Raw genomic sequence first — 19,383 nt, 5'->3', positions numbered from 1 at the left:
GCTTGTCGAGGCTGGCGCGGCCGGCGATCACCGCCCGCGCATGAGGTTGCCGAGCACGCTGCGCAACACCGTACCGACCAGCCCGCCGCTCGACGACTTGCGCGATCCCGATCCGAACACCTGCTTGCCCAGCTCGTTCGCCACCTGCCGGCCGATCGACGAACTCGCCGCCCGCGTTGCCGATGTCACCGCCTTCGACCATGGCGAATTGGCCGCCTCGCGCTCTGCGGCACGTTGCGCCGCCGCATCCAACCTCGCCTGCGCGGCCTCCGCCCGCACCGCGTCCTTCGCGGCCTTGGCATCCGCCTTCGCCTGCACGGCGGCGGCCTTTTCCGCATCGTCGGCGGCGCGCGCCGCTGCGGCCGATGCGGCTGCCTCCTGCGTCTTCGCCGCCAGCATCTCTTCCGCCGATTCGCGATCGACGGCGGTGTCGTATTTGTCGCCGACCGCATCGGTCTGGATCATCACCGCGCGTTCCTGTGGACTGACCGGCCCGACGCGGCTGGCCGGCGGGGTGATGAGCGTGCGCTGGACCGGCGCGGGCGATCCGTCCGGCTGGAGCAGCGACACCAGGGCCTCGCCGACCTTCAGTTCGGTGATCGCGGTGGCGACGTCGACACCGGGATTGGCGCGGAACGTCTCGGCGGCGGATCGCACCGCCGCCTGGTCGCGCGGCGTGAAGGCGCGCAACGCGTGCTGGACGCGATTGCCGAGCTGGCCGGCGACGGTGTCGGGGATGTCGATCGGGTTCTGCGTGATGAAATACACGCCGACCCCCTTCGACCGGATCAGCCGCACGACCTGTTCGATCTTGTCGAGCAGCGCCTTGGGCGCCTCGTCGAACAGCAGATGCGCCTCGTCGAAGAAAAAGACGAGGCGCGGTTTGTCGGGATCGCCCACTTCGGGCAGATGCTCGAACAACTCGCTCATCAGCCACAGCAGGAAGGTGCTGTACAGCTTGGGCGCGGCCATCAGCCGGTCGGCGGCAAGCACGTTGACGATGCCGCGGCCACGATCGTCGGTGTGGATGAAATCGTCCATCTCCAGCGCGGGTTCGCCGAAGAAATGCTCGCCGCCCTGCGTGCGCAGCTGCAGCAGCGACCGCTGGATCGCGCCGATCGACTGTTTCGACACGTTGCCGTAGGTCGTCGTCAGCTCGTCCGCCCGCGTCGCGCAATGCGCCAGCATCGCCTGCAGATCGTCCAGGTCGATCAGCAGCAACCCCTCCTTGTCGGCGACGTGGAAGGCGATCGTCATCACGCCTTCCTGCACCTCGTTGAGGTCCATCAGACGCGACAGCAGCAACGGCCCCATCTCGCTGACCGTGGTGCGGATCGGATGGCCCTGCTCGCCGTAGAGGTCCCAGAATTGCACGGGATTGTCGGCATAGACCCAATCGGTATTGCCGATCTCCGCGGCGCGCGCGGCGAAGGCGGTGTGCGTCTTGGCGGTCGGCGATCCGGCCATGGCGAGACCGGACAGGTCACCCTTCACATCGGCGACGAAGCTCGGCACGCCGGCCCGCGAAAAGCCTTCGATGATACCCTGCAACGTCACCGTCTTGCCGGTGCCGGTCGCGCCGGCGATCAGGCCGTGGCGGTTCGCGCGCTTGAGGTCGAGTATCTGCGGCCTGCCGCCATCGGCGCCCACGCTGGCGCCGATGAAGATGCCGCCGTCAACATTGGCGCCCATGTCCGCTCCTTCGTGATCGGTTGCGAAGCCTAGCGCGCGGACCCCGCAAAAGGAAAGGGCCGCCGCTCCGGGAAGCGACGACCCTTCGTGTCTGTCGTTCGGCGCCAGGCGCTTACTTGATCTTGACCGGAATGAACGCCGGATTGCCACGACCGCGCTGGACGAGCAGCAGCACCTGCGGACGCCCCGCCGCCTTCGCCTGCGCCACGGCGCGCGCATAGTCCGCGGCGGTCCGCACCGGCACACCGTTGACCGCGGTGATGACGTCGGCACGCTTTAGCTTGCCCGCCGCATCGCTCGATGAATCGACGGTCGCGATCACGACACCCTGCACCGCGCTGTCGACCCCGATCGCGCGGGCGATGCCCGGCGTCAGCGGCTGGACGGTCAGGCCCAGCGGCGCGCTGCTCGACTGCGGCACCGACGAAGTGTCGTCGTCGCCATCGTCGCCACCCTGGCCCGCATTCGGGCCGAAGCCGCCGCTGTCGTCCTGGCCCTGCAACTGCGCCTGCAGCGCCTCTTCGGTCGGACGGGTCGCGACGGCGATGTTCACCGTCGTCGGCTGGCCGCCGCGCAACACCTCGAACCGGGCGGTCGCACCCGGCTTCAGGTTCGACACCAGATAGGTCAGCGACTGTTCGCGCGTCACCTGCTGGCCGTCGATCTTGGTCACCACGTCACCGGGGCGCAGGCCGCCCTTCGCCGCGGGTCCCGCCGGTTCGACCCGGGCGATCAGCTCGCCTGCGTTCTTGGGGATGCCGAGCGCCGCCGCCGCATCGTCGTCCACCGCACCGCCGATCGTGACGCCGATGTAGCCGCGGCTGATCTTGCCGCCCTTCATGAACGTCTCGATGATCGGCTTGGCGGTGGCTGCCGGAATGGCGAAGCCGATGCCGATGTTGCCGCCCGACTGGCTGAAGATCTGGCTGTTGACGCCGATCACATTGCCGTTGAGGTCGAACATCGGGCCACCGGAATTGCCCTGGTTGATCGACGCGTCGGTCTGGATGAACCGGTCATAGGCACCGCCCTGGCCGGTGACGCGGTTGATCGCCGACACGATGCCCGCGGTGACGGTGCCGCCCAGGCCGAACGGCTCGCCGATCGCCACGACCCAGTCGCCGACGCGGGCCTTGGCGGAATCGCCCCACTTCACGAACGGCAGGCCCGCCGCATCGATCTTCAGCAGCGCCAGGTCGGATGCCGTGTCCTGCCCGATGACCTTGGCGGTATATTCCTTGTTGTTGGACAGCGTCACGGTGATCGAATTGACCGTCGCGCCGCGCGCGCCCGGGCTGATGACGTGCGCGTTGGTGACGACATAGCCGTCCGGCGAAATCAGGAATCCCGACCCCAGCGACGCGCCCTCGCGCTTCACCGGTGCACCGCCCTGCCCGCCGCCCATGCCGCCGAACAATTCGCCGAACGGCGTGCCGGAGAATGGATTTGCCGGCTGCTGCTGGACGATCGTCTGCTTGGTCGAGATGTTGACGACCGCCGGCTGCAGCTTCGCCACCATGTCGGCAAAGCTCATCGGCGCTCCGGAACGGGGAACGGCCGCCTGGATGGCACCTGGTTCGTTCTGCGCCTGCTGGGCGTTGCTCGGCTGGAGCGCCAGCGTGGCGGTCGCGCCGCCGAGGAGGAGCGCACTGGTGATGGCGTATGCGTAACGCACTAGGGGAGATTCCTCTCGTTTGGGTCGTTCAGAATTGGTGCCTTAGTGGACCCAAACGCCTGAACGCCGCTTGAATGTTCATGCGCGTGAAAGTTGGGGTGCGATCGTCGCCGATCAACGCCCCCGCCCTTCGAACTCGCGCAGGTAACTGTTGTTGGGCGACAGAATGATCGACGTCGCCCCCGAAGGTGCCGGGCCGCCATCCGCGCCGAAGGTATGGCGATAGGACTGCATGGCACGATAGAAATCGTAGAAGTCGGCATCCTTGGTGAAGCTTTGCGCATAGATGCGCGCCGATGCGGCATCCGCCTCGCCGCGGATGATCTGCGCGTCCTTCTGTCCCTGCGCCCGGATCGTAATCGCCTGCTGCTGCCGCGCCGTCGCCATCCGCGCGAGCGCGCGGTCGAGCGGGCTGCCGTCGGGCAGGTCGGCATGCTTGATCCGCACGTCGACGATCTGCACGCCATATTGGGTGGCGAGCCGCTGAAGGCGCGTCTGGATATTGTCCATCACCTCGTCCCGCTCCGGGCTGAGCAGCGTGGCGAAGGGCTGGTTGCCCAGCTCGTTGCGGATCGAACTGCCCAGCAGCGGGCGCAGCGCCTCGGTGATCGCCGTCTCGGTCTGCGACGTGCTGCCGGTGGCGTTCACCGCCTTCAGCGGATCGATGATGCGAAAGCGGGCATAGGCATCGACCTCTAGCCGCAACTGGTCGGACGACAGCACCTGCTGGTTGTCATAGTCGACGTCCAGCACGCGCTTGTTAAGCCACACCAGCCGATCGATGAACGGGATGCGCAGGATCGGCCCCGCGCCGGTGCGGCCGAACTGCTCGTTCGGTTTCCACGCGTTGACGGTGCGCACCGGCTGTTCGAACCGCAGGACCACCGCCTGCTGCGTCTCGGGGACGATGGTGACCGTCGCCGCCAGCAGGATGACGAAGATCAGCGCGGCGAGGCCGAGCGCGATCGGATGACGCCACAGGCCGCTCACTGGCCGCCTCCCGTCGTGGTCGTGGTGGTGGGTTGGGCGGGTTGCGCCGGTTCGGCCGCGGCGGCATCCGGGATGCGGCGCGCATTGCCCATCGGCAGGTACGGCACCACGCCGCTCGGTTCCACGATGGTCTTGTCGGACTTGGCCAGCACGGCCTCCATGGTCTCGTAATACATGCGGCGGCGCGTCACCTCGGGGGCTAGCCTGTACTGCTCGTACACCTTGTCGAACTGCGATGCCTCGCCCTCCGCCCGGGCGACGACCTGCTTGGCATAGGATTGCGCCTGGTTGCGTACGCCCTGCGCATCCTGCTGCGCGGCGGTGACGTCCTTGAACGCGTCGTTGACGCGGGCGGGCGGATCGGCCTGCTTGATGCCGACGCCGACGACGACGATGCCCGACTTGTAATCGTCCAGCACCTTCTGCATCCGCTCCTGCACCTGGTTCTCGATCGTCGCGCGCCCCGGCCCCAGCGCCGAATCGAGGCTGACGTTGGCGACGACCTCGCGCATCACGCTTTCCGCCGTCGCGCGTACCGTGTCGCGCGGCTTGTCGATCTGGAACACGTAGTTCTGCGGGCTCGAGATTTTCCAGCGCACCGCATAGGCGAGGTCGATGATGTTCTGGTCGCTGGTCAGCATCAGGTTTTCCGAACCGCTCTCCGGAAAATTCTCGATGCGGATATTCTGGACGTCGACCTTCACGACATTGGCGATCGGCGCGGGCATCGTCATCGCGATGCCGGGATCGAGCGTGCCCGAATACCGGCCCAGATAGGTGACGACGCCGCGTTCCTGCGGCGCGATCGGATGGATCGAGGTGTACAGCACCCAGACCAGCAGGATGATGCCCGCGCCGATCAGCCACAGCGCCCGCGCATTGGGCGCGCCGGGCAAGCCGTTCAGCGGTCCGCCCCCGCCGCCGTTGCCGCCGCCCCGCGCCTTCTTCAGGAACTCGTCGAGCGCCGTCGGCTTGGCACCGGGCTTGCGGCCGCCGGGCGGCAGCGACCACGGATTGCGCGGGCCGCCGCCATCGGGTTCGTCGCCCTGGCCCCAGGGGCCCTTCGGCGTTTCGGCGGCGAGAATGGGAGGGCGCCCTTTGCGGCCCGGCAGGATCGTCATCCCCCTCTTATAGGAAGGCGCTCGCGGAAAAACAGTGCCAAGCCGCCGCCCCGCGCCTATCTGGCCCTGCATGACACAAGACGTAACGATCGCGGCGGTCCGCGCCGTCGCCGGCGACCGCGCCACGCTCCGCTTCGAGGGCGCGCGCGCCGGCATCGTGCTGGATGCGACCGGCCTGTCCGGCCGCGACCGCGACGCGCTGGAGGATGCGGTCCGCACCGCCGCGACGAACGCATGGACGGGCGAGGTCCGCGTCGTCGTCACCGCCGAACGCATCGCCCGCCGGCTGATCGCGGTCGCCAGCGGCAAGGGCGGCGTCGGCAAGTCGACGCTCGCCGCCAACCTCGCCATCGCGCTCAAGGCCCGCGGCCGCCGTGTCGGCCTGGTCGACGCGGACATCTACGGCCCGTCGCAGCCGCGGCTGATGGCGGCGGAGGACCAGCGCCCGACCGCGAAGGACAAGGTGCTCGATCCCGTCCCCACCCCCTATGGCGTGCCGATGCTGTCGATGGGGCAGCTGATCGAGCCGGGCAAGGCGATCGCCTGGCGCGGGCCGATGGCGGCGGGCGCGCTGACGCAGCTGGTCGAGGCGGACTGGGGCGCCACGGATACGCTGGTGCTCGACCTGCCGCCGGGGACGGGCGATGTCCAGCTGACCATGATCCAGAAGCACAAGCCGGCGGGCGCCGTCATCGTCTCGACGCCGCAGGACCTGGCGCTGATCGATGCGACCCGCGCGATCGACCTGTTCGACAAGGCCGGCATCCCGGTGATCGGGCTGGTCGAGAACATGGCCGGCTACGTCTGTCCGCATTGCGGCGAGGTGTCCGACCCGTTCGGCAACGGCGGTGCGGAGGCGACGGCGGCGCGGCTCGGCCTGCCCTTCCTCGGCCGCGTGCCGCTCGCGATCGGCATCCGCACCGCGTCGGACGCGGGCGAGCCGCCGGCGGCGGGGAACGGGGCCGATGCCGCCGCGTTCCATGCCATCGCCGCCCGCATCGATGCCTGGCTGGAGCAACGCTGAAGGAGACGCCCGTGCCGCTGACCGCCGACGACGACATCAGGGCGCTGCTGGAGGGCGCGCGGACGATCGCGCTGGTCGGCGCCTCCGACCGGCCCGACCGCCCGTCCTACCGGGTGATGGCGACGTTGCAGCGCCACGGCTATCGCGTGATCCCGGTCAATCCGCAGATCACCGGCGAACACGTCCACGGCGAATTCGTCTTCCGCGATCTCGACCAGCTGGGCGATCCGATCGACATCGTCGACATCTTCCGCCGCTCCGATGCCGCCGGCGCGGTGGTCGATCAGGCGATCGCCATCGGGGCGAAAGCGGTGTGGATGCAATTGGGCGTGGTCGATCCCGCGGCGGCGGCGCGGGCCGAGGCGGCGGGGCTGCAGGTCGTGATGGACCGCTGCCCCGCGATCGAGATTCCCCGATTGGGCGTCGCGCCGATCGCCGCTTGATCTTCCGTCCGGTTCGGCGGACACTCCATCGGTCCGCCTTCGGGAGTGCCGCCTATGCTCGCGCTGCTGTTGTTGATGTCCCCCGCCGTCGGCGACGATGTCGCCCGCTTCCGCCTGCCCTCGCCGAAGCCGGCATTGCGCTGTATCACCGGGGCCTGCGCACCGAAACGGCGGCGGGAGGATTATCGCATCCCCGACGAGCCCGATCCGCTGGCGCAGACGTCCAAGGACCGCGCCTTCGCCGCCGACGGCACGAAATGTTCGGTGGTCGGCGACAAGCGCTGCCCGGTCCGCGGCCGGACGATCTTCACGACGGATTTCAGCGAATGATTGCGCTGGCGCTGCTGGTGCTCGCCGCGTCGGACGATGTGGCGACGCTGCTCAAGACGTCGGGCGCCATGATCGCGGGCGAACGCTGCACGATCAATCCCAACGCCACCGACATCACCGTCTGCGGGCGGCGCCAGGCCGATCGCTTCCGCGTCCCGTTCATCGTCCACGACGCCGGCGACCCCCGGCATGAGGCGGTCGCGGTGGAGCGCGACCGCCTGTTGCACCGGACCAATCCGGTGTCCGACCTCAGCCCCTTCCTGGTCGGCGGCGGCATGGCCGGCGTGACGGTCAGCAGCAGGACCGGCGTCGGCGGCATCGCCGACCGGAAGCTGGCACCGTGATCGGCCTCGTCCTGGCGCTGCAAGTCGCTGCCCTGCCCCTGCCCGCTGCCACCCCTTTGCCCGCCGCCCAGGACACACCCGCTCCGGTGGAGACGCGGACCGACGGCAGCCAGTCGTGGTCGATCCTGTCCTGTCCCTCGCGCGCGCAGGCCGGCGAGATCGTCGTGTGCGGGAAAAAGGACCAGAATGCGTTCGAAGGTCCGCCCGCAGGGCGCGGCGCCAATCGCGAGATGTCGGGCGCGACGGCGCTGGCGCTCCGGAGCACGCCCTGCGCCGCACGCGTCGGCGGCTGTCAGGTCGGCTTCAACGTCCTCGGGCCGCCGACGATGCTGGTCCGCGCCGTCCAGAAACTCGTCAACCCGAACGCGGATTGTTGCGAGGCCGGCGATGCCACCAACCCGCTGTCGCTGGTGCGTGATGCCGCCAGAGGCGTAAAGGGCGCGTTCGCCGGCAAGGTGGACAAATCGAACCGCATCCCGATCCCGCTGGACGATCCCGCCCCCGCCGGTTCGATCGTACCGGCCCCCGCCCCGTAGCCGATCCTGCCGCGCCTGCCGCCAAGGTTACGCCGGACGCATTCCCGCAGCTGCACAATTGCGGAGGAATAAAGGGAAGGCGCATCGCACCCCGTACGGCCGGTGCCTCTCGGTCCATGGGTCGAACGCCTCCGGCAAGCGCCGCACGCAAGTCCCGCGTCCCCCGGTTCCCCACGATCGATGCATCGCAGATGTCTCCGGCGCCTGCACGCCCACCGGTCCCCGGCGAAGGCCGGGCTCGGTTGGCACACCCGATCGCGCGCCATAACGACCGCCTTATCCGAAACCCACCGACGCGCGCGGGTGCGTCCACCCCGATCCGGTCACTCCAGGATGTGCATCCACAGCGGCTGGCCGGCGAGGCTTTGCGATCCGCGCAGCTTCTCCAGCGCCTGCGCCACCGCGCGTTCCGGCCCTTCGTGCGTCACGATCGCGACGATCACGCCGCCATCGGCAGCGACGCCGCGCTGGATCAGGCTTTCGATCGATACGCCCGCGTCCCGCATCGCTGCCGCGATTTCGGCGAGCACGCCGACCTTGTCCTGCACGGTGAAGCGCAGATACGCGCGCCCCCGCCGCTCGCCGCTGTCGGCCGTGGGCGCCGCCACCAGCGCCGCCGCCGGCATGGCATAGGGCGGCCCGAATTCGCCGCGTGCGATATCGATCAGGTCCGCGACCACCGCGCTCGCCGTCGGGCCATCGCCGGCGCCGGCGCCCTGAAAGAACAACCGGCCGACGAAATTGCCCTCGGCCACCACCGCGTTGAGCGATCCCGTCACATGTGCCAGCGGGTGGTCGATCGGCACCAGATGGGGGTGCACGCGCTGGAACAGCCCCCCTGCACCCTCTTCGGCCACGCCGACCAGTCGCACCTTGTACCCCAGCGCCGCCGCCTCGGCGATGTCCGCGGCGATGACGTGGCGCACGCCCGTGGCGGACACGTCGGCGAATGCCGGCCGCGTGCCGAACGCGATGCTGGCCAGGATCGACAATTTGTGCGCGGCATCGACGCCGTCGATATCGAAACTGGGATCGGCTTCGGCATAGCCCAGCGCCTGCGCCTCGGCGAGCACCTCGGCAAAGCCACGACCCTCCGCCTCCATCTTGGACAGGATGAAATTGCAGGTGCCGTTGAGAATGCCGTACACGCGGCTGATCGCATTGGCCGCGGCACCTTCGCGCAGGCCCTTGATGACCGGAATGCCGCCCGCGACCGCGGCCTCGAATTTCAGCGGCACGCGGGCCTCCTCCGCCGCCTGCGCCAGTTCCAGACCGTGATGCGCCAGCATCGCCTTGTTGGCGGTGACGAAACCCTTGCCCGCCGCCAGCGTGGCGCGGGCAAGCGTCAACGCCGGCCCGTCCGATCCGCCGATCAGTTCGACCACCACATCGGCACCGTCGTGCGTGGCGAGTTCGCGCGTATCGTCGACCCAGGCATAGCGCGACAGGTCGATGCCGCGATCCTTCGACCGGTCGCGGGCCGATACGGCGACCACCTCAATCGGGCGCCCCGCCCGGCGGGTGATGAGATCGCGGTTGGCATCCAGCAGGCGGATGACGCCGCCGCCGACGGTGCCCAGTCCGGCGAGCGCGACGCGTAATGGTGTGTTGGTATCCATGGCCGCCGCCTAGCGGAAAGCCGCGCCGGATGTCGAGCCGGCGCAGCTTTGTTTCGTGGCGATCGTGCGTCGATGACATACAGAACGATGATCTTGCGCACCGCGACGGCCCGCCCCCCCACGATCGGCGATCGCCGTCGCTCCATCCCCCGGACGAACGATCGGGGGGCAGCCCATTGCCCCCCGCCCCATTGCCCCTCGCCCCATTGCCCCTCGCCCCATTGCCCCTCGCCCCATTGCCCCTCGCCACTGCGACGTGCACAACGCAGCGCAATTCCCTCAGCCGAAAAGCGCATCGATCCATGGCCACCGTCCCCGCCCAGCCGTCTCCGGTTGCCGAACTGACCGTTCGCGGCGTCCTGCTGGGCGGGCTCATCACGTTGCTGTTCACCGCGGCGAACGTCTATCTGGGATTGAAGGTCGGGCTGACGTTCGCGACCTCGATCCCCGCGGCGGTCATCTCGATGGCGATCCTGCGCTACCTGCCCGGCGCGACGATCCTCGAAAACAACATCGTGCAGACCGTCGCATCGGCGGCGGGAACGCTGGCGGCGATCATCTTCGTGCTGCCCGGGCTGGTGATGATCGGCTGGTGGCAGGGCTTCCCCTATCTGCTGACCGCCGGCATCACGATGACCGGCGGTATCCTCGGCGTCATGTTCTCGGTACCGTTGCGCCGCGCGCTGGTGGTCGACACCGATCTGCCCTTTCCCGAAGGGCGCGCCGCCGCCGAAGTGCTGATGGTCGGCGCCGGTAGCCGCGCGGGCGAAGCGGAAAGCGGCAAGGGGCTGCGATTGATCGTCGTCAACGCCCTCGTCTCGGCCGGTTTCGCGGTGTTGACGCAGACCCGGCTGGTCGTGGCGGAGGCGGCGCAGTTCTTTCGCGTCGGCGCCGGTGCGACCGGCATTTCGGGCGGGCTGTCGTTCGCCTTGATCGGCGCGGGCCATCTGGTCGGCCTGTCGGTCGGACTGGCGATGCTCGCCGGCGTCGTCATCGGCTGGTGGATCGCGTTGCCGATCCTGACCGGCCTGTCGCCCGCCGCGGCCGGCGTCGGCATCGAAGCCTGGGTCGGCGGCGTGTTCCGGACCGACGTGCGCTTTCTCGGTGCCGGCGTGATCGGCGTCGCGGCGATCTGGACCCTTCTCAAGATCATCGGTCCGGTGCTGGCCGGCATCCGTTCGTCGATCGCGGCCAGCGCCGCCAAGCGCAGCGGCACCGTCCTCGAACTCGGCGAACGCGACCTGTCGATCCGCATCGTCGTCGCGGTCAGCCTCGCGACGCTGATCCCGATCGCGGGGCTGTTGTGGTCGGTGATCGCCGGTGGTCCGTTACAGGGTTCGGCGGTCGTGCTCATCGTCGGTGCGCTGGTGTTCGTGCTCGTCCTCGGCCTCGTGATCGCCGCGGTGTGCGGCTATATGGCGGGCCTGATCGGCGCATCGAACAGCCCGGTGTCGGGGATCGGCATCCTCTCGGTCCTCGCCGCCAGCCTGATGCTGGTCGGCCTGTTCGGGCGCGGCGCCGGGCCGGAAACGACGCAGGCCTTGATCGCCTATGCGCTGATCGTCACCGGCATCGTGTTCGGCGTCGCCACCATTTCGAACGACAATCTGCAGGATCTCAAGACCGGGCAACTCGTCGGCGCGACACCGTGGAAACAGCAGGTCGCGCTGATCTTCGGCGTGATCTTCGGCAGCCTGGTGGTGCCGCCGGTGCTCGAACTGCTCGCGACGACGCTAGGCTTCCAGGGTGCGCCCGGCGCCGGTCCGAACGCGCTCGCCGCGCCGCAGGCGGCGCTGATCTCGGCGCTTGCGAAGGGGGTGCTGGGCGGCGATCTCAACTGGGCGATGATCGGCTATGGCGCGCTGATCGGCGTGGCGGTGATCGTACTCGACGAACTGCTCGGCCGGACGGGCAAGCTACGACTGCCGCCGCTCGGCATCGGTCTCGGCGTCTACCTGCCGATGGCGGTGACGTTGCCGGTGGTCGTCGGCGCGGTGATCGGCGCGCTCTACGATCGCTGGGCGGAACGCAAGCCCGACGTCGAATTCGCCAAGCGGATGGGCGTGCTCACCGCGACCGGCATGATCGTCGGCGAAAGCCTGTGGGGCGTCGCCTTCGCGATCATCGTCTATCTCACCAATTCGGACGCCCCGCTGGCAATCGCGCCGGACGGGTTCGAACCGGTGGCGCTGATCGGCGGGACGGTGGCGTTCCTGGCGCTGATCGCCGGTTTGTATCGCTACACCCGGCGATCAGTCGGCTAAAAAAACGCGACGAACCGTTGATCGCACAGGGAACGCTGTGGCCGGTTCGCCGTTATCCCCTCCGAACCCGGTGATCGCCCTGCCCTCCCCCCCCGGCCGGCGATTGCCGGGTTTGCCGTATGCGTAACATGGAATTCCTCGTGACATCGTCACCCCACCAGCATCGCGACCGTCTGGCGTCCGTCAGCAGGACGCTGCAATCCGTGCTGCCGGTTCCGACCGATACCTACATCACCGAAGACATTCCGCTGCTGCTGACCAAGCTGTCGCAGATCCCGGCTGCCAAGGACCGCACCGACCCGCGCTGAGCGTCACCCGGTTGCCCCGACGACCGTCGGGCTCGGGTATCGCGATCGATGCCGGCAGAGTGCATCATCGATGCCACGCTCCGCGGGACCGCCGACGACAGGATGCCGCGAGAGGCTGACGGGCGACGCCCCCAATGTAACGCTCACCGCGGCCGGCAAGCCTAGATCGCCCGACGCGCACATCCGCGCGAAAGGGCGTTCATGGGAATGACCCGAATGGCGGCGCGCCTTTGGCCCCAGCTCACGCCGTCGCGGCAAGCAGTACGGAACGCCCCGTCCGCAAGATCGACCCTCGCTGCAAGGACGCCAGCGGCGGGGCCACCGGGCACCAACCGCTCACATCATCGCGGCGAGCAGGTCCTTGATCTTCACGAACGCAAATCCGACCGAACTGTCGGCGATGCCGTACGGCAGGAACAGCGTGTCGCCATGCTTGATCGCGCCGCAGCTGTAGACGACGTTCGGCACATAGCCTTCGCGGTCCTGGTCCTTCGCCGCCAGGATCGGCTCGCGCGTCCGCCCCAGCACCTTGGATGGATCGTCCTTGTCCAGCAGCGCCGCGCCGATCGAATATTTGCGCATCGCGCCGACGCCATGCGTCAACAGCAGCCAGCCCTCGTCCAGCTCGATGGGCGGTCCGCAATTGCCGATCTGCACCAATTCCCACGGATAGAGCGGCGCCAGGATCTTCTCGCCCTCGTCCCAATGGTCGATGCGATCCGACTTCAGCAGGAATAGATTCTCACCGTCCTGCCGGCCGATCATCATATATTGCCCGCCGACCTTGCGCGGGAACAGGCCCATGCCCTTGTTGCGCGCCGCCGAACCCGACATCGGCACCAGGTCGAACGCGCGGAAATCGCGGGTCCGCATCAGTTCGGACTGGATCACCGACCCGTTATAGGCGGTGTAGGTGCCGATCCATTCGTAGCTGCCGTCCTCGTGCCGGAAATGTACGATGCGTAGATCCTCCAGGCCCTTCGACTGCGCCTGCGTGATCGGGAAGATCACGGTGCCGGACAGCGTCGAATCGCGATGTCGCCAGACGGTCACCGGCCCCTCCGGCATCTCGTCCTCGCCTTCGCCGATGACGTCGGTCGCGGTGGCGAAGGGGGGTTCGGGCGCCAGCTTCAGCTCGTTGCCCTCGGTGATGATCCCCTCGCGGAACGCGACGGACGAGATATGCCCCTCGCCCACCGACCGCAGGCTCATCAGGATGCGCATCGACCCCTCGGGCATGCCGGTCTGGTCGAAATGCGGCACCGCGCTGGGGTTCATCAGCGCGGCGGCGGCATAGCTGTATTCGTGGCAGAAATACGCCCCGATCAGCTGCCGCTTCTCATCGCCGATATCGCGCCCGTCGAGGCCCAGCAGGTCCTCGATCTCGTCGTAGCGGGTCATGAACACGCGCCGGGTCTGCCAGTGGCGCGCCTCGAAATCCTTCAGCACCGTCTCGAGCTGTTCGCGCGCGTCCTCGCCCGACATCTCGAGCACTTCGCCGACGAGGCGCTCGGTCCGGTTGGGTGCGCCGCCCTTGCCGCCCCACGCGATGTGGAACGGCCGGACGACCACGCGGGACGGATCGGCATGCAGCCGCAAGCGGTGGGTAAACAGGTCCATCGCGGTTCGTAGCCTCGCCGGTCGGTGTCAGACGCCGCCGGCGCCCGATGGATCAGGCGACGACGCGCGCCGTCCCTGCCACGCCTTGGACCGATTTTGAAACCCCCGAAATCGCACAACTGGCCAGTTGCAGGGCCAAAATGGACTCGGCGCCCTGATTGCGGTTCAGACCGGTCGGCATCAGGCCGTCGAAACAGCCCCCGTCGAGCGGACTGGCGAGCGGCAGGTCGAGGTCGTTCTGGCCGAGGTACCAGCCATAGGCCCGCTCCGCCTCCGCCACCCAGCGCAGATCGTCGGTCGCGCGGAACGCCGCCAGACACGCATCCACCGTCGCCTGCGCCTCCAGCGGCTGCTGGTCAAACTGCAATGGCTCGGCATAGGGCCGGTGGAAGCTCTCGGTCCCGACCGCGCGAAAGCGACCCTCGGGCGAGGTTTGCTTGGCGACGATCCAGTCCAGCGTCTCGAGGCCGCACGCGACCAGATCCTGGCGACCCAGCGCCTGTCCGGCAACGATCAGCGCCTGCGGCAGGCGCGAATTGTCATAGGCCAGCACGATCTCGAACCACTGCCATTCCGGCCGCCGCGCGGCATCCAGCAACGCGATCTGGTCGTCGGGGAAGCGTTCCAGGATCGAGCGCGCCAGTTCATGCCCCGGCGATGCCTCCAGCATCGCGGCCGCACCCAACATCGCGAAGGATTGCGCGCGCAGCGATCCCAGGTCGAGGCCCAGGCTCGCGGTTGCATCGAACATCGCCCGTGCCCAGTCGCGATGCTTGGGGTCCTTGCCGTCGCGCGCGGTGACGCCCAGCGCCCAGATCGCGCGGCCGTTCGAATCCTCCGAGCCAACGTCCTCGCACCAGGTCCGGTCGAAGTTCATGAAGTTGCGGAACCGCCGCTCGTCCGGGTTCCACGCATATTGCACGAACGAGGCATAGATCGTCGTCCACTTGTCGCGCTCGACCGGATCGAGGTCGTCCATCGCGCTCATCAGCATGAGCGCGCGGGCATTGTCGTCGATGCAATAGCCATGGCGGCGATCGGGCACCGAATAGATCGAATGCTGGAGCATGCCGGTCGCATCGCTCATCCGCTCGACCGCCGCAAAGTCCGGCTTAAGCGCCTTCATCGCCTGCGGTGCCTGGGCCAGCCGGCGCGGCCGTCCGGCGACGGCGACCTCGGTTTCGTGCAGCGTCGCCTCGGCCAGCCGCGGCCAGATCATCGTGCGGCCACGGTCGTATGCCCGCTGCGCCAGCCGGGTGCGATCGCGCGCCGACGACAGCAGCCGGTCGATCTCGCGCGCAAACGCGGCGACATCCTTGAAATCGACCAGCACGCCATGGCCGTCCGCCAAGATCTCGGTCGCATGCACGTACGGGGTCGAGATCACCGCCTTGCCCACGCCGATCGCATAGGACAAGGTGCCGGACGTGATCTGCGCTGGGTTCAGATAGGGCGTCGCATAGATGTCCGCCGCCTGCAGATAGTTGATCAGCTCGTCATGCTCGACGAACCCGTCGATGAACGCCACGTTGTCGCCGACGCCCAACTGCGCGGCCAGCGCCTTCAGCCGGTCGCGATACGCCTCGCCCTCATGCGCGACGAGGTTCGGATGCGTCGCGCCAAGCACGACGTAGAGGAGGTTCGGGTGCCGCTCCGCCACCGCGGGCAGCGCCTCGATCATCGTCTCGATGCCCTTGTTCGGGCGAGCAGGCCGAACGTCAGCACGACATCGCGCCCCTGCCAGCCGAATTGCGGCTTCAGCGTCTCGGGGTCGACGAACGACCGGTCGGGCACGCCGTGCGGGATCATCGCGACCTGCCGCGGATTGGCGCCGTAGACGCGGCGCAGGATATCGCGCCCGCGTTCGGCCATCACCACCACCTTGGCGGCACGACGCAACAGGCCCTCCAGGACCCGGCGTTCGTCGGCGTTCGGCTTTTCCAGCACCGTGTGCAGCGTCACGATCACCGGCAACGTCGTGCGATCGAGCAGCGCCAGCAGATGCTCGCCGGCCGGGCCGCCATAGATGCCATATTCGTGCTGCACCCAGATCGCCTGCGCGCCGCTCGATTCGATCGTGCGGGCGGTCGACAGGTACGCGCTCAATTCGTGCTGGGGGATCGCACCGACCACGGCCGACGGATAATCGTAACGGCCGGGGTGATCGTCCATGGCATAGACGTCGACGCGCAGGTCCGGGAAGCGATCGCGCATCGCCTGATAGACGTCGGTGGTAAAGGTCGCGAGGCCACATTGACGCGGCAGGAAGTTTCCGATCAGCGCCAGATGGTTGATCGCTTCGCCGCTTGTCGCAGTCGTGCCCATGCCCGTTCCTCTTCTGGTGCAATACGAGTGGCCGAGCCACAACCTTGCATTCAGATGAACACGCAACGGCTGGAAAGGTTGCAGAGATGTTGCACTGCAACCAGACCATCATCCTGATTTCGCTCAACCTCGCCCGCGATACGGTGCAACGCCCTGATCGGGCAGCCACAGGTCGGCCGGCGGCGCGGACGATTGCCAGAACACGTCGATCGGAATGCCCCCGCGCGGATACCAGTAACCGCCGATCCGCAGCCAGCGCGGCGCCATTTCGTCGAACAGGCGCTGCCCGATACCGACGGTGCAATCCTCGTGGAAACCTGCGTGATTGCGGAATGCACCCAGGAACAGCTTGAGCGACTTCGACTCGACGATCGTCTCGCCGGGCACGTAGTCGATCACCAGATGCGCGAAGTCGGGCTGGCCGGTGACCGGGCAAAGCGAGGTGAATTCCGGCACCGCGAACCGCACCAGATAGGTCGATCCGACGCGCGGATTGGGAACATAATCGAGCACCGCCTCTTCCGGAGAGGCGGGCAATTGGCTGGACTGGCCGAGGTGCATAGGGGTCATGCCCGCCATGTAGGATGCCAGAGGCCCGATGAAAACGCTCGTTCCCATTCTCGGCGACCAACTCACCATGACCCTGTCGTCGTTGCGGGACACGGACCCCGCCGACGCCATCGTCCTGATGATGGAGGTGGCGGAAGAAACCACCTACGTGCGCCACCACAAGCAGAAGATCGCCTACATCTTCGCTGCGATGCGGCATCATGCCCGCGCGCTGGCGGATGCCGGGTGGCAGGTCGACTACGTGCGCCTCGACGATCCCGACAACGCCGGCAGTTTCACCGGAGAGATTGCCCGCGCCGTCGAACGGCACGCCCCCGACCGGATCGTCGTGACGGAGGCAGGCGAATGGCGCGTCGCCGCCATGCTGGACAGCTGGGAAACGATCTTCGGCCTGCCGGTCGACATTCGCGCCGACGATCGGTTCCTGTGCAGCCATGCCGAATTCGACGCCTGGGCGAGCGGACGCAAACAGCTCGTCATGGAATTCTTCTATCGCGACATGCGCCGCAAGACCGGCTTGCTGATGGACGGCAAGAAGCCGGTCGGCGACCGCTGGAACTTCGACAAGGACAACCGGAAACCAGCGAAGAACGACCTGTTCATGCCCCGCCCCCATGCCTTTGCGCCCGATCGGGTCACGAAAGACGTGCTGGCGCTCGTCGCCGATCGCTTCGCCGATCACCCCGGCAGCCTCGACGGCTTCGACTATGCGGTGACCGCCGCCGATGCGGAACGACAGGCGGCGTATTTCCTCGAACACGCGCTGCCGCAGTTCGGCGACTATGAAGATGCGATGCTCACCGGCGAACGCCACCTGTGGCATTCGATCCTGTCGCCCTACATCAATTCCGGCCTGCTCGATCCCATCGACCTGTGCCGCCGGGCAGAGGCGGAATATCGCGCCGGTCGCGCACCCCTCAATTCGGTCGAGGGGTATATCCGCCAGATCATCGGCTGGCGCGAATATATGCGCGGCATCTACTGGCGCGAGGGGCCCGATTACGTCTCGCGCAACTTCCTCGACCATCACCGCAAGCTCCCCGGCTGGTACTGGACCGGCGACACCGACATGCATTGCCTGAAGGAGGCGATCGGCCAGACGCTCGCCACCGCGCATGCCCATCATATTCAGCGGCTGATGGTCACCGGCAATTTCGCGCTGCTGATCGGCGCCGATCCGGCCGAGGTCCATCGCTGGTATCTCGAAGTCTATATCGACGCCTACGAATGGGTCGAATTGCCCAACACATTGGGCATGAGCCAGTTCGGCGACGGCGGCCTGCTCGGATCGAAGCCCTACATATCGTCCGGCGCCTATATCGATCGGATGAGCGACTATTGCGGGCATTGCCGCTACGACGTGAAGCAGCGCGTCGGCAAGGATGCCTGCCCCTTCAACGCGCTCTATTGGGATTTCCTGGCGCGCCACCAGGACAAGCTCGGCAACAACCCCCGGCTCCGCATGCCATATAGTACGTGGGCGAAGCAATCTGCGCAATCACGCAACGAAACACTCTCCCAATCCGCAATATTCTTGCAGAGCCTCGACACGGCGGCGGATGACGGCTATTGATGCCGACGGGCACTCCTCCCCAGCGTAGCCCGACGTTGAACGTATACGTGAATGGAGAGAGTGATGGACGCGTTGGTGACCACCGAATGGCTGGCCGGTGAACTCGGTGCAAGCGACCTGAGGATCGTCGATGCGACATATGTCGATGCGGCCCTGGGACGCGACGCGGCGGCGGATTACGAACGGGCGCATATCCCCGGCGCGGTGTTCATGAACCTCGGCGAATTGCGCGATACCGACAGCGACCTGCCGATGATGCTGCCGACCGCGGAGAAATTCGCCAGTCGGATGCAAAGCCTCGGCCTCGGCGATGGCAGCCGCATCGTCCTCTACGACAATTCGCCCTGGCACACCGCCGCCCGCGCATGGTGGATGCTCCGTACCTTCGGCGCGCACGATGTCGCGATCCTCGACGGCGGTCTCGCCAAATGGCAGGCCGAGGGGCGCGAGACGGCCAGCGGCAAGGAACAGCTGCGCCATCGCCACTTCACCGTCTGGGCCGACGACAAGACCGTGCGCACGCTCGATCAGATGAAGGCGAACGTCGACAGCGGCGCCGAACAGGTGCTCGACGCCCGCTCCGCCGCCCGCTTCACCGGTGAAGAGCCCGATCCGCGCCCCGCTACGCACGCCGGCCATATCCCGGGATCGAAGAACCTGCCGTACACCGGGATCTTCAACGACGACGGCACGTGGAAACAGGGCGCAGCGCTGAAGGCTGCGTTCGAAGGCGCCGGCATCGATCTCGACAGGCCGATCGCGCTGACCTGCGGTTCGGGCATCACCGCATCGACGCTGGCCTTCGGTCTGCACTTGCTGGGCAAGGGCTCCGCGCTCTACGACGGCAGCTGGTCGGAATGGGGAGCGGACCGCTCGACGCCCAAGGCCATGGGAGCCAGGGAAACCGTTGACGGATAACGCCGACACCGACCGCACGCACACCGACGAT

General features: G+C 67.6%; 16 protein-coding genes and 1 pseudogene. 9 read left to right on the top strand and 8 right to left on the bottom strand.

Translation table 11 applies throughout. The features are described 5' to 3' along the window. Nucleotides 1–27: 27 nt before the first annotated feature. The 4 genes from GTH33_RS07860 to hflK all read right to left on the bottom strand — a co-directional run bounded on the left by GTH33_RS07860 (nucleotide 28) and on the right by hflK (nucleotide 5,478). Nucleotides 28–1,692, bottom strand: a complete 1,665-nt coding sequence (locus tag GTH33_RS07860; protein ID WP_163957945.1) for a helicase HerA-like domain-containing protein — start codon at nucleotides 1,690–1,692, stop codon at nucleotides 28–30. A 112-nt stretch (nucleotides 1,693–1,804) separates the two neighbouring features. Beyond that, nucleotides 1,805–3,367, bottom strand: a complete 1,563-nt coding sequence (locus GTH33_RS07855; protein WP_163957944.1) for a Do family serine endopeptidase — start codon at nucleotides 3,365–3,367, stop codon at nucleotides 1,805–1,807. A 114-nt stretch (nucleotides 3,368–3,481) separates the two neighbouring features. Beyond that, nucleotides 3,482–4,357 (bottom strand): protease modulator HflC, encoded by an 876-nt coding sequence (gene hflC, locus GTH33_RS07850; protein WP_212592684.1) that lies wholly within the window; start codon nucleotides 4,355–4,357, stop codon nucleotides 3,482–3,484. Next, a complete protein-coding gene (gene hflK, locus GTH33_RS07845; protein ID WP_163957943.1) occupies nucleotides 4,354–5,478 on the bottom strand; it encodes an FtsH protease activity modulator HflK in 1,125 nt (374 codons plus the stop codon). Before hflK ends, hflC begins: the two co-directional genes overlap by 4 nt. A 70-nt stretch (nucleotides 5,479–5,548) precedes the next feature. Here hflK and GTH33_RS07840 point away from each other — a divergent pair, with 70 nt between their 5' ends. From GTH33_RS07840 to GTH33_RS07820, 5 genes are read left to right on the top strand one after another with little or no spacing between them, the layout of a single operon-like run. Beyond that, nucleotides 5,549–6,502 carry an Mrp/NBP35 family ATP-binding protein gene (locus tag GTH33_RS07840; protein WP_163957942.1) on the top strand — a complete coding sequence of 318 codons (954 nt, stop codon included), beginning with the start codon at nucleotides 5,549–5,551 and terminating at the stop codon, nucleotides 6,500–6,502. An 11-nt stretch (nucleotides 6,503–6,513) separates the two neighbouring features. Then, nucleotides 6,514–6,945, top strand: coding sequence for a CoA-binding protein (locus GTH33_RS07835; RefSeq protein ID WP_163957941.1), 432 nt, complete (start codon nucleotides 6,514–6,516; stop codon nucleotides 6,943–6,945). Nucleotides 6,946–6,999: 54 nt separating this feature from the next. Further along, complete coding sequence (locus GTH33_RS07830) at nucleotides 7,000–7,275, top strand: hypothetical protein (RefSeq protein WP_163957940.1); 276 nt, start codon at nucleotides 7,000–7,002, stop codon at nucleotides 7,273–7,275. Beyond that, the gene (locus tag GTH33_RS07825; protein WP_163957939.1) at nucleotides 7,272–7,619 is read left to right on the top strand and encodes a hypothetical protein; all 348 of its coding nucleotides are present in this window, start codon (nucleotides 7,272–7,274) and stop codon (nucleotides 7,617–7,619) included. The genes GTH33_RS07830 and GTH33_RS07825 overlap by 4 nt, the downstream gene beginning before the upstream one ends. Then, nucleotides 7,616–8,155 (top strand): hypothetical protein, encoded by a 540-nt coding sequence (locus tag GTH33_RS07820; protein ID WP_163957938.1) that lies wholly within the window; start codon nucleotides 7,616–7,618, stop codon nucleotides 8,153–8,155. The genes GTH33_RS07825 and GTH33_RS07820 overlap by 4 nt, the downstream gene beginning before the upstream one ends. A gap of 323 nt (nucleotides 8,156–8,478) precedes the next feature. On the opposite strand, the gene GTH33_RS07815 is transcribed toward GTH33_RS07820, so the two are convergent. Further along, nucleotides 8,479–9,774, bottom strand: a complete 1,296-nt coding sequence (locus GTH33_RS07815; RefSeq protein ID WP_163957937.1) for a homoserine dehydrogenase — start codon at nucleotides 9,772–9,774, stop codon at nucleotides 8,479–8,481. A 302-nt stretch (nucleotides 9,775–10,076) separates the two neighbouring features. Between GTH33_RS07815 and GTH33_RS07810 the strand changes: the two genes are divergently transcribed. Next, a complete protein-coding gene (locus GTH33_RS07810) occupies nucleotides 10,077–12,038 on the top strand; it encodes an OPT family oligopeptide transporter (protein WP_163957936.1) in 1,962 nt (653 codons plus the stop codon). A gap of 128 nt (nucleotides 12,039–12,166) precedes the next feature. Next, the gene (locus GTH33_RS07805) at nucleotides 12,167–12,346 is read left to right on the top strand and encodes a hypothetical protein (protein ID WP_163956796.1); all 180 of its coding nucleotides are present in this window, start codon (nucleotides 12,167–12,169) and stop codon (nucleotides 12,344–12,346) included. Between the two features lie 336 nt (nucleotides 12,347–12,682). Here the strand turns inward: GTH33_RS07805 and GTH33_RS07800 are convergent, their stop codons facing one another. From GTH33_RS07800 to queF, 3 genes and pseudogenes are all read right to left on the bottom strand, one after another. Beyond that, nucleotides 12,683–13,966, bottom strand: a complete 1,284-nt coding sequence (locus tag GTH33_RS07800) for a glycoside hydrolase family 130 protein (RefSeq protein ID WP_163957935.1) — start codon at nucleotides 13,964–13,966, stop codon at nucleotides 12,683–12,685. Nucleotides 13,967–14,018: 52 nt separating this feature from the next. Continuing rightward, nucleotides 14,019–16,291: pseudogene (locus GTH33_RS07795) on the bottom strand (glycosyltransferase family 4 protein). A 123-nt stretch (nucleotides 16,292–16,414) separates the two neighbouring features. Then, nucleotides 16,415–16,861, bottom strand: a complete 447-nt coding sequence (gene queF, locus GTH33_RS07790) for a preQ(1) synthase (protein ID WP_163957934.1) — start codon at nucleotides 16,859–16,861, stop codon at nucleotides 16,415–16,417. A 28-nt stretch (nucleotides 16,862–16,889) separates the two neighbouring features. Between queF and GTH33_RS07785 the strand changes: the two genes are divergently transcribed. Both GTH33_RS07785 and GTH33_RS07780 read left to right on the top strand, forming a co-directional pair. Then, nucleotides 16,890–18,434, top strand: a complete 1,545-nt coding sequence (locus tag GTH33_RS07785) for a cryptochrome/photolyase family protein (RefSeq protein WP_163957933.1) — start codon at nucleotides 16,890–16,892, stop codon at nucleotides 18,432–18,434. Between the two features lie 63 nt (nucleotides 18,435–18,497). Beyond that, nucleotides 18,498–19,352 carry a sulfurtransferase gene (locus tag GTH33_RS07780; RefSeq protein ID WP_163957932.1) on the top strand — a complete coding sequence of 285 codons (855 nt, stop codon included), beginning with the start codon at nucleotides 18,498–18,500 and terminating at the stop codon, nucleotides 19,350–19,352. Nucleotides 19,353–19,383 lie beyond the last annotated feature (31 nt).

The sequence above is a fragment of the Sphingomonas insulae genome (assembly GCF_010450875.1).
Classification (GTDB): domain Bacteria; phylum Pseudomonadota; class Alphaproteobacteria; order Sphingomonadales; family Sphingomonadaceae; genus Sphingomonas; species Sphingomonas insulae.
This window is presented reverse-complemented; position numbering and strand designations above follow the sequence as displayed.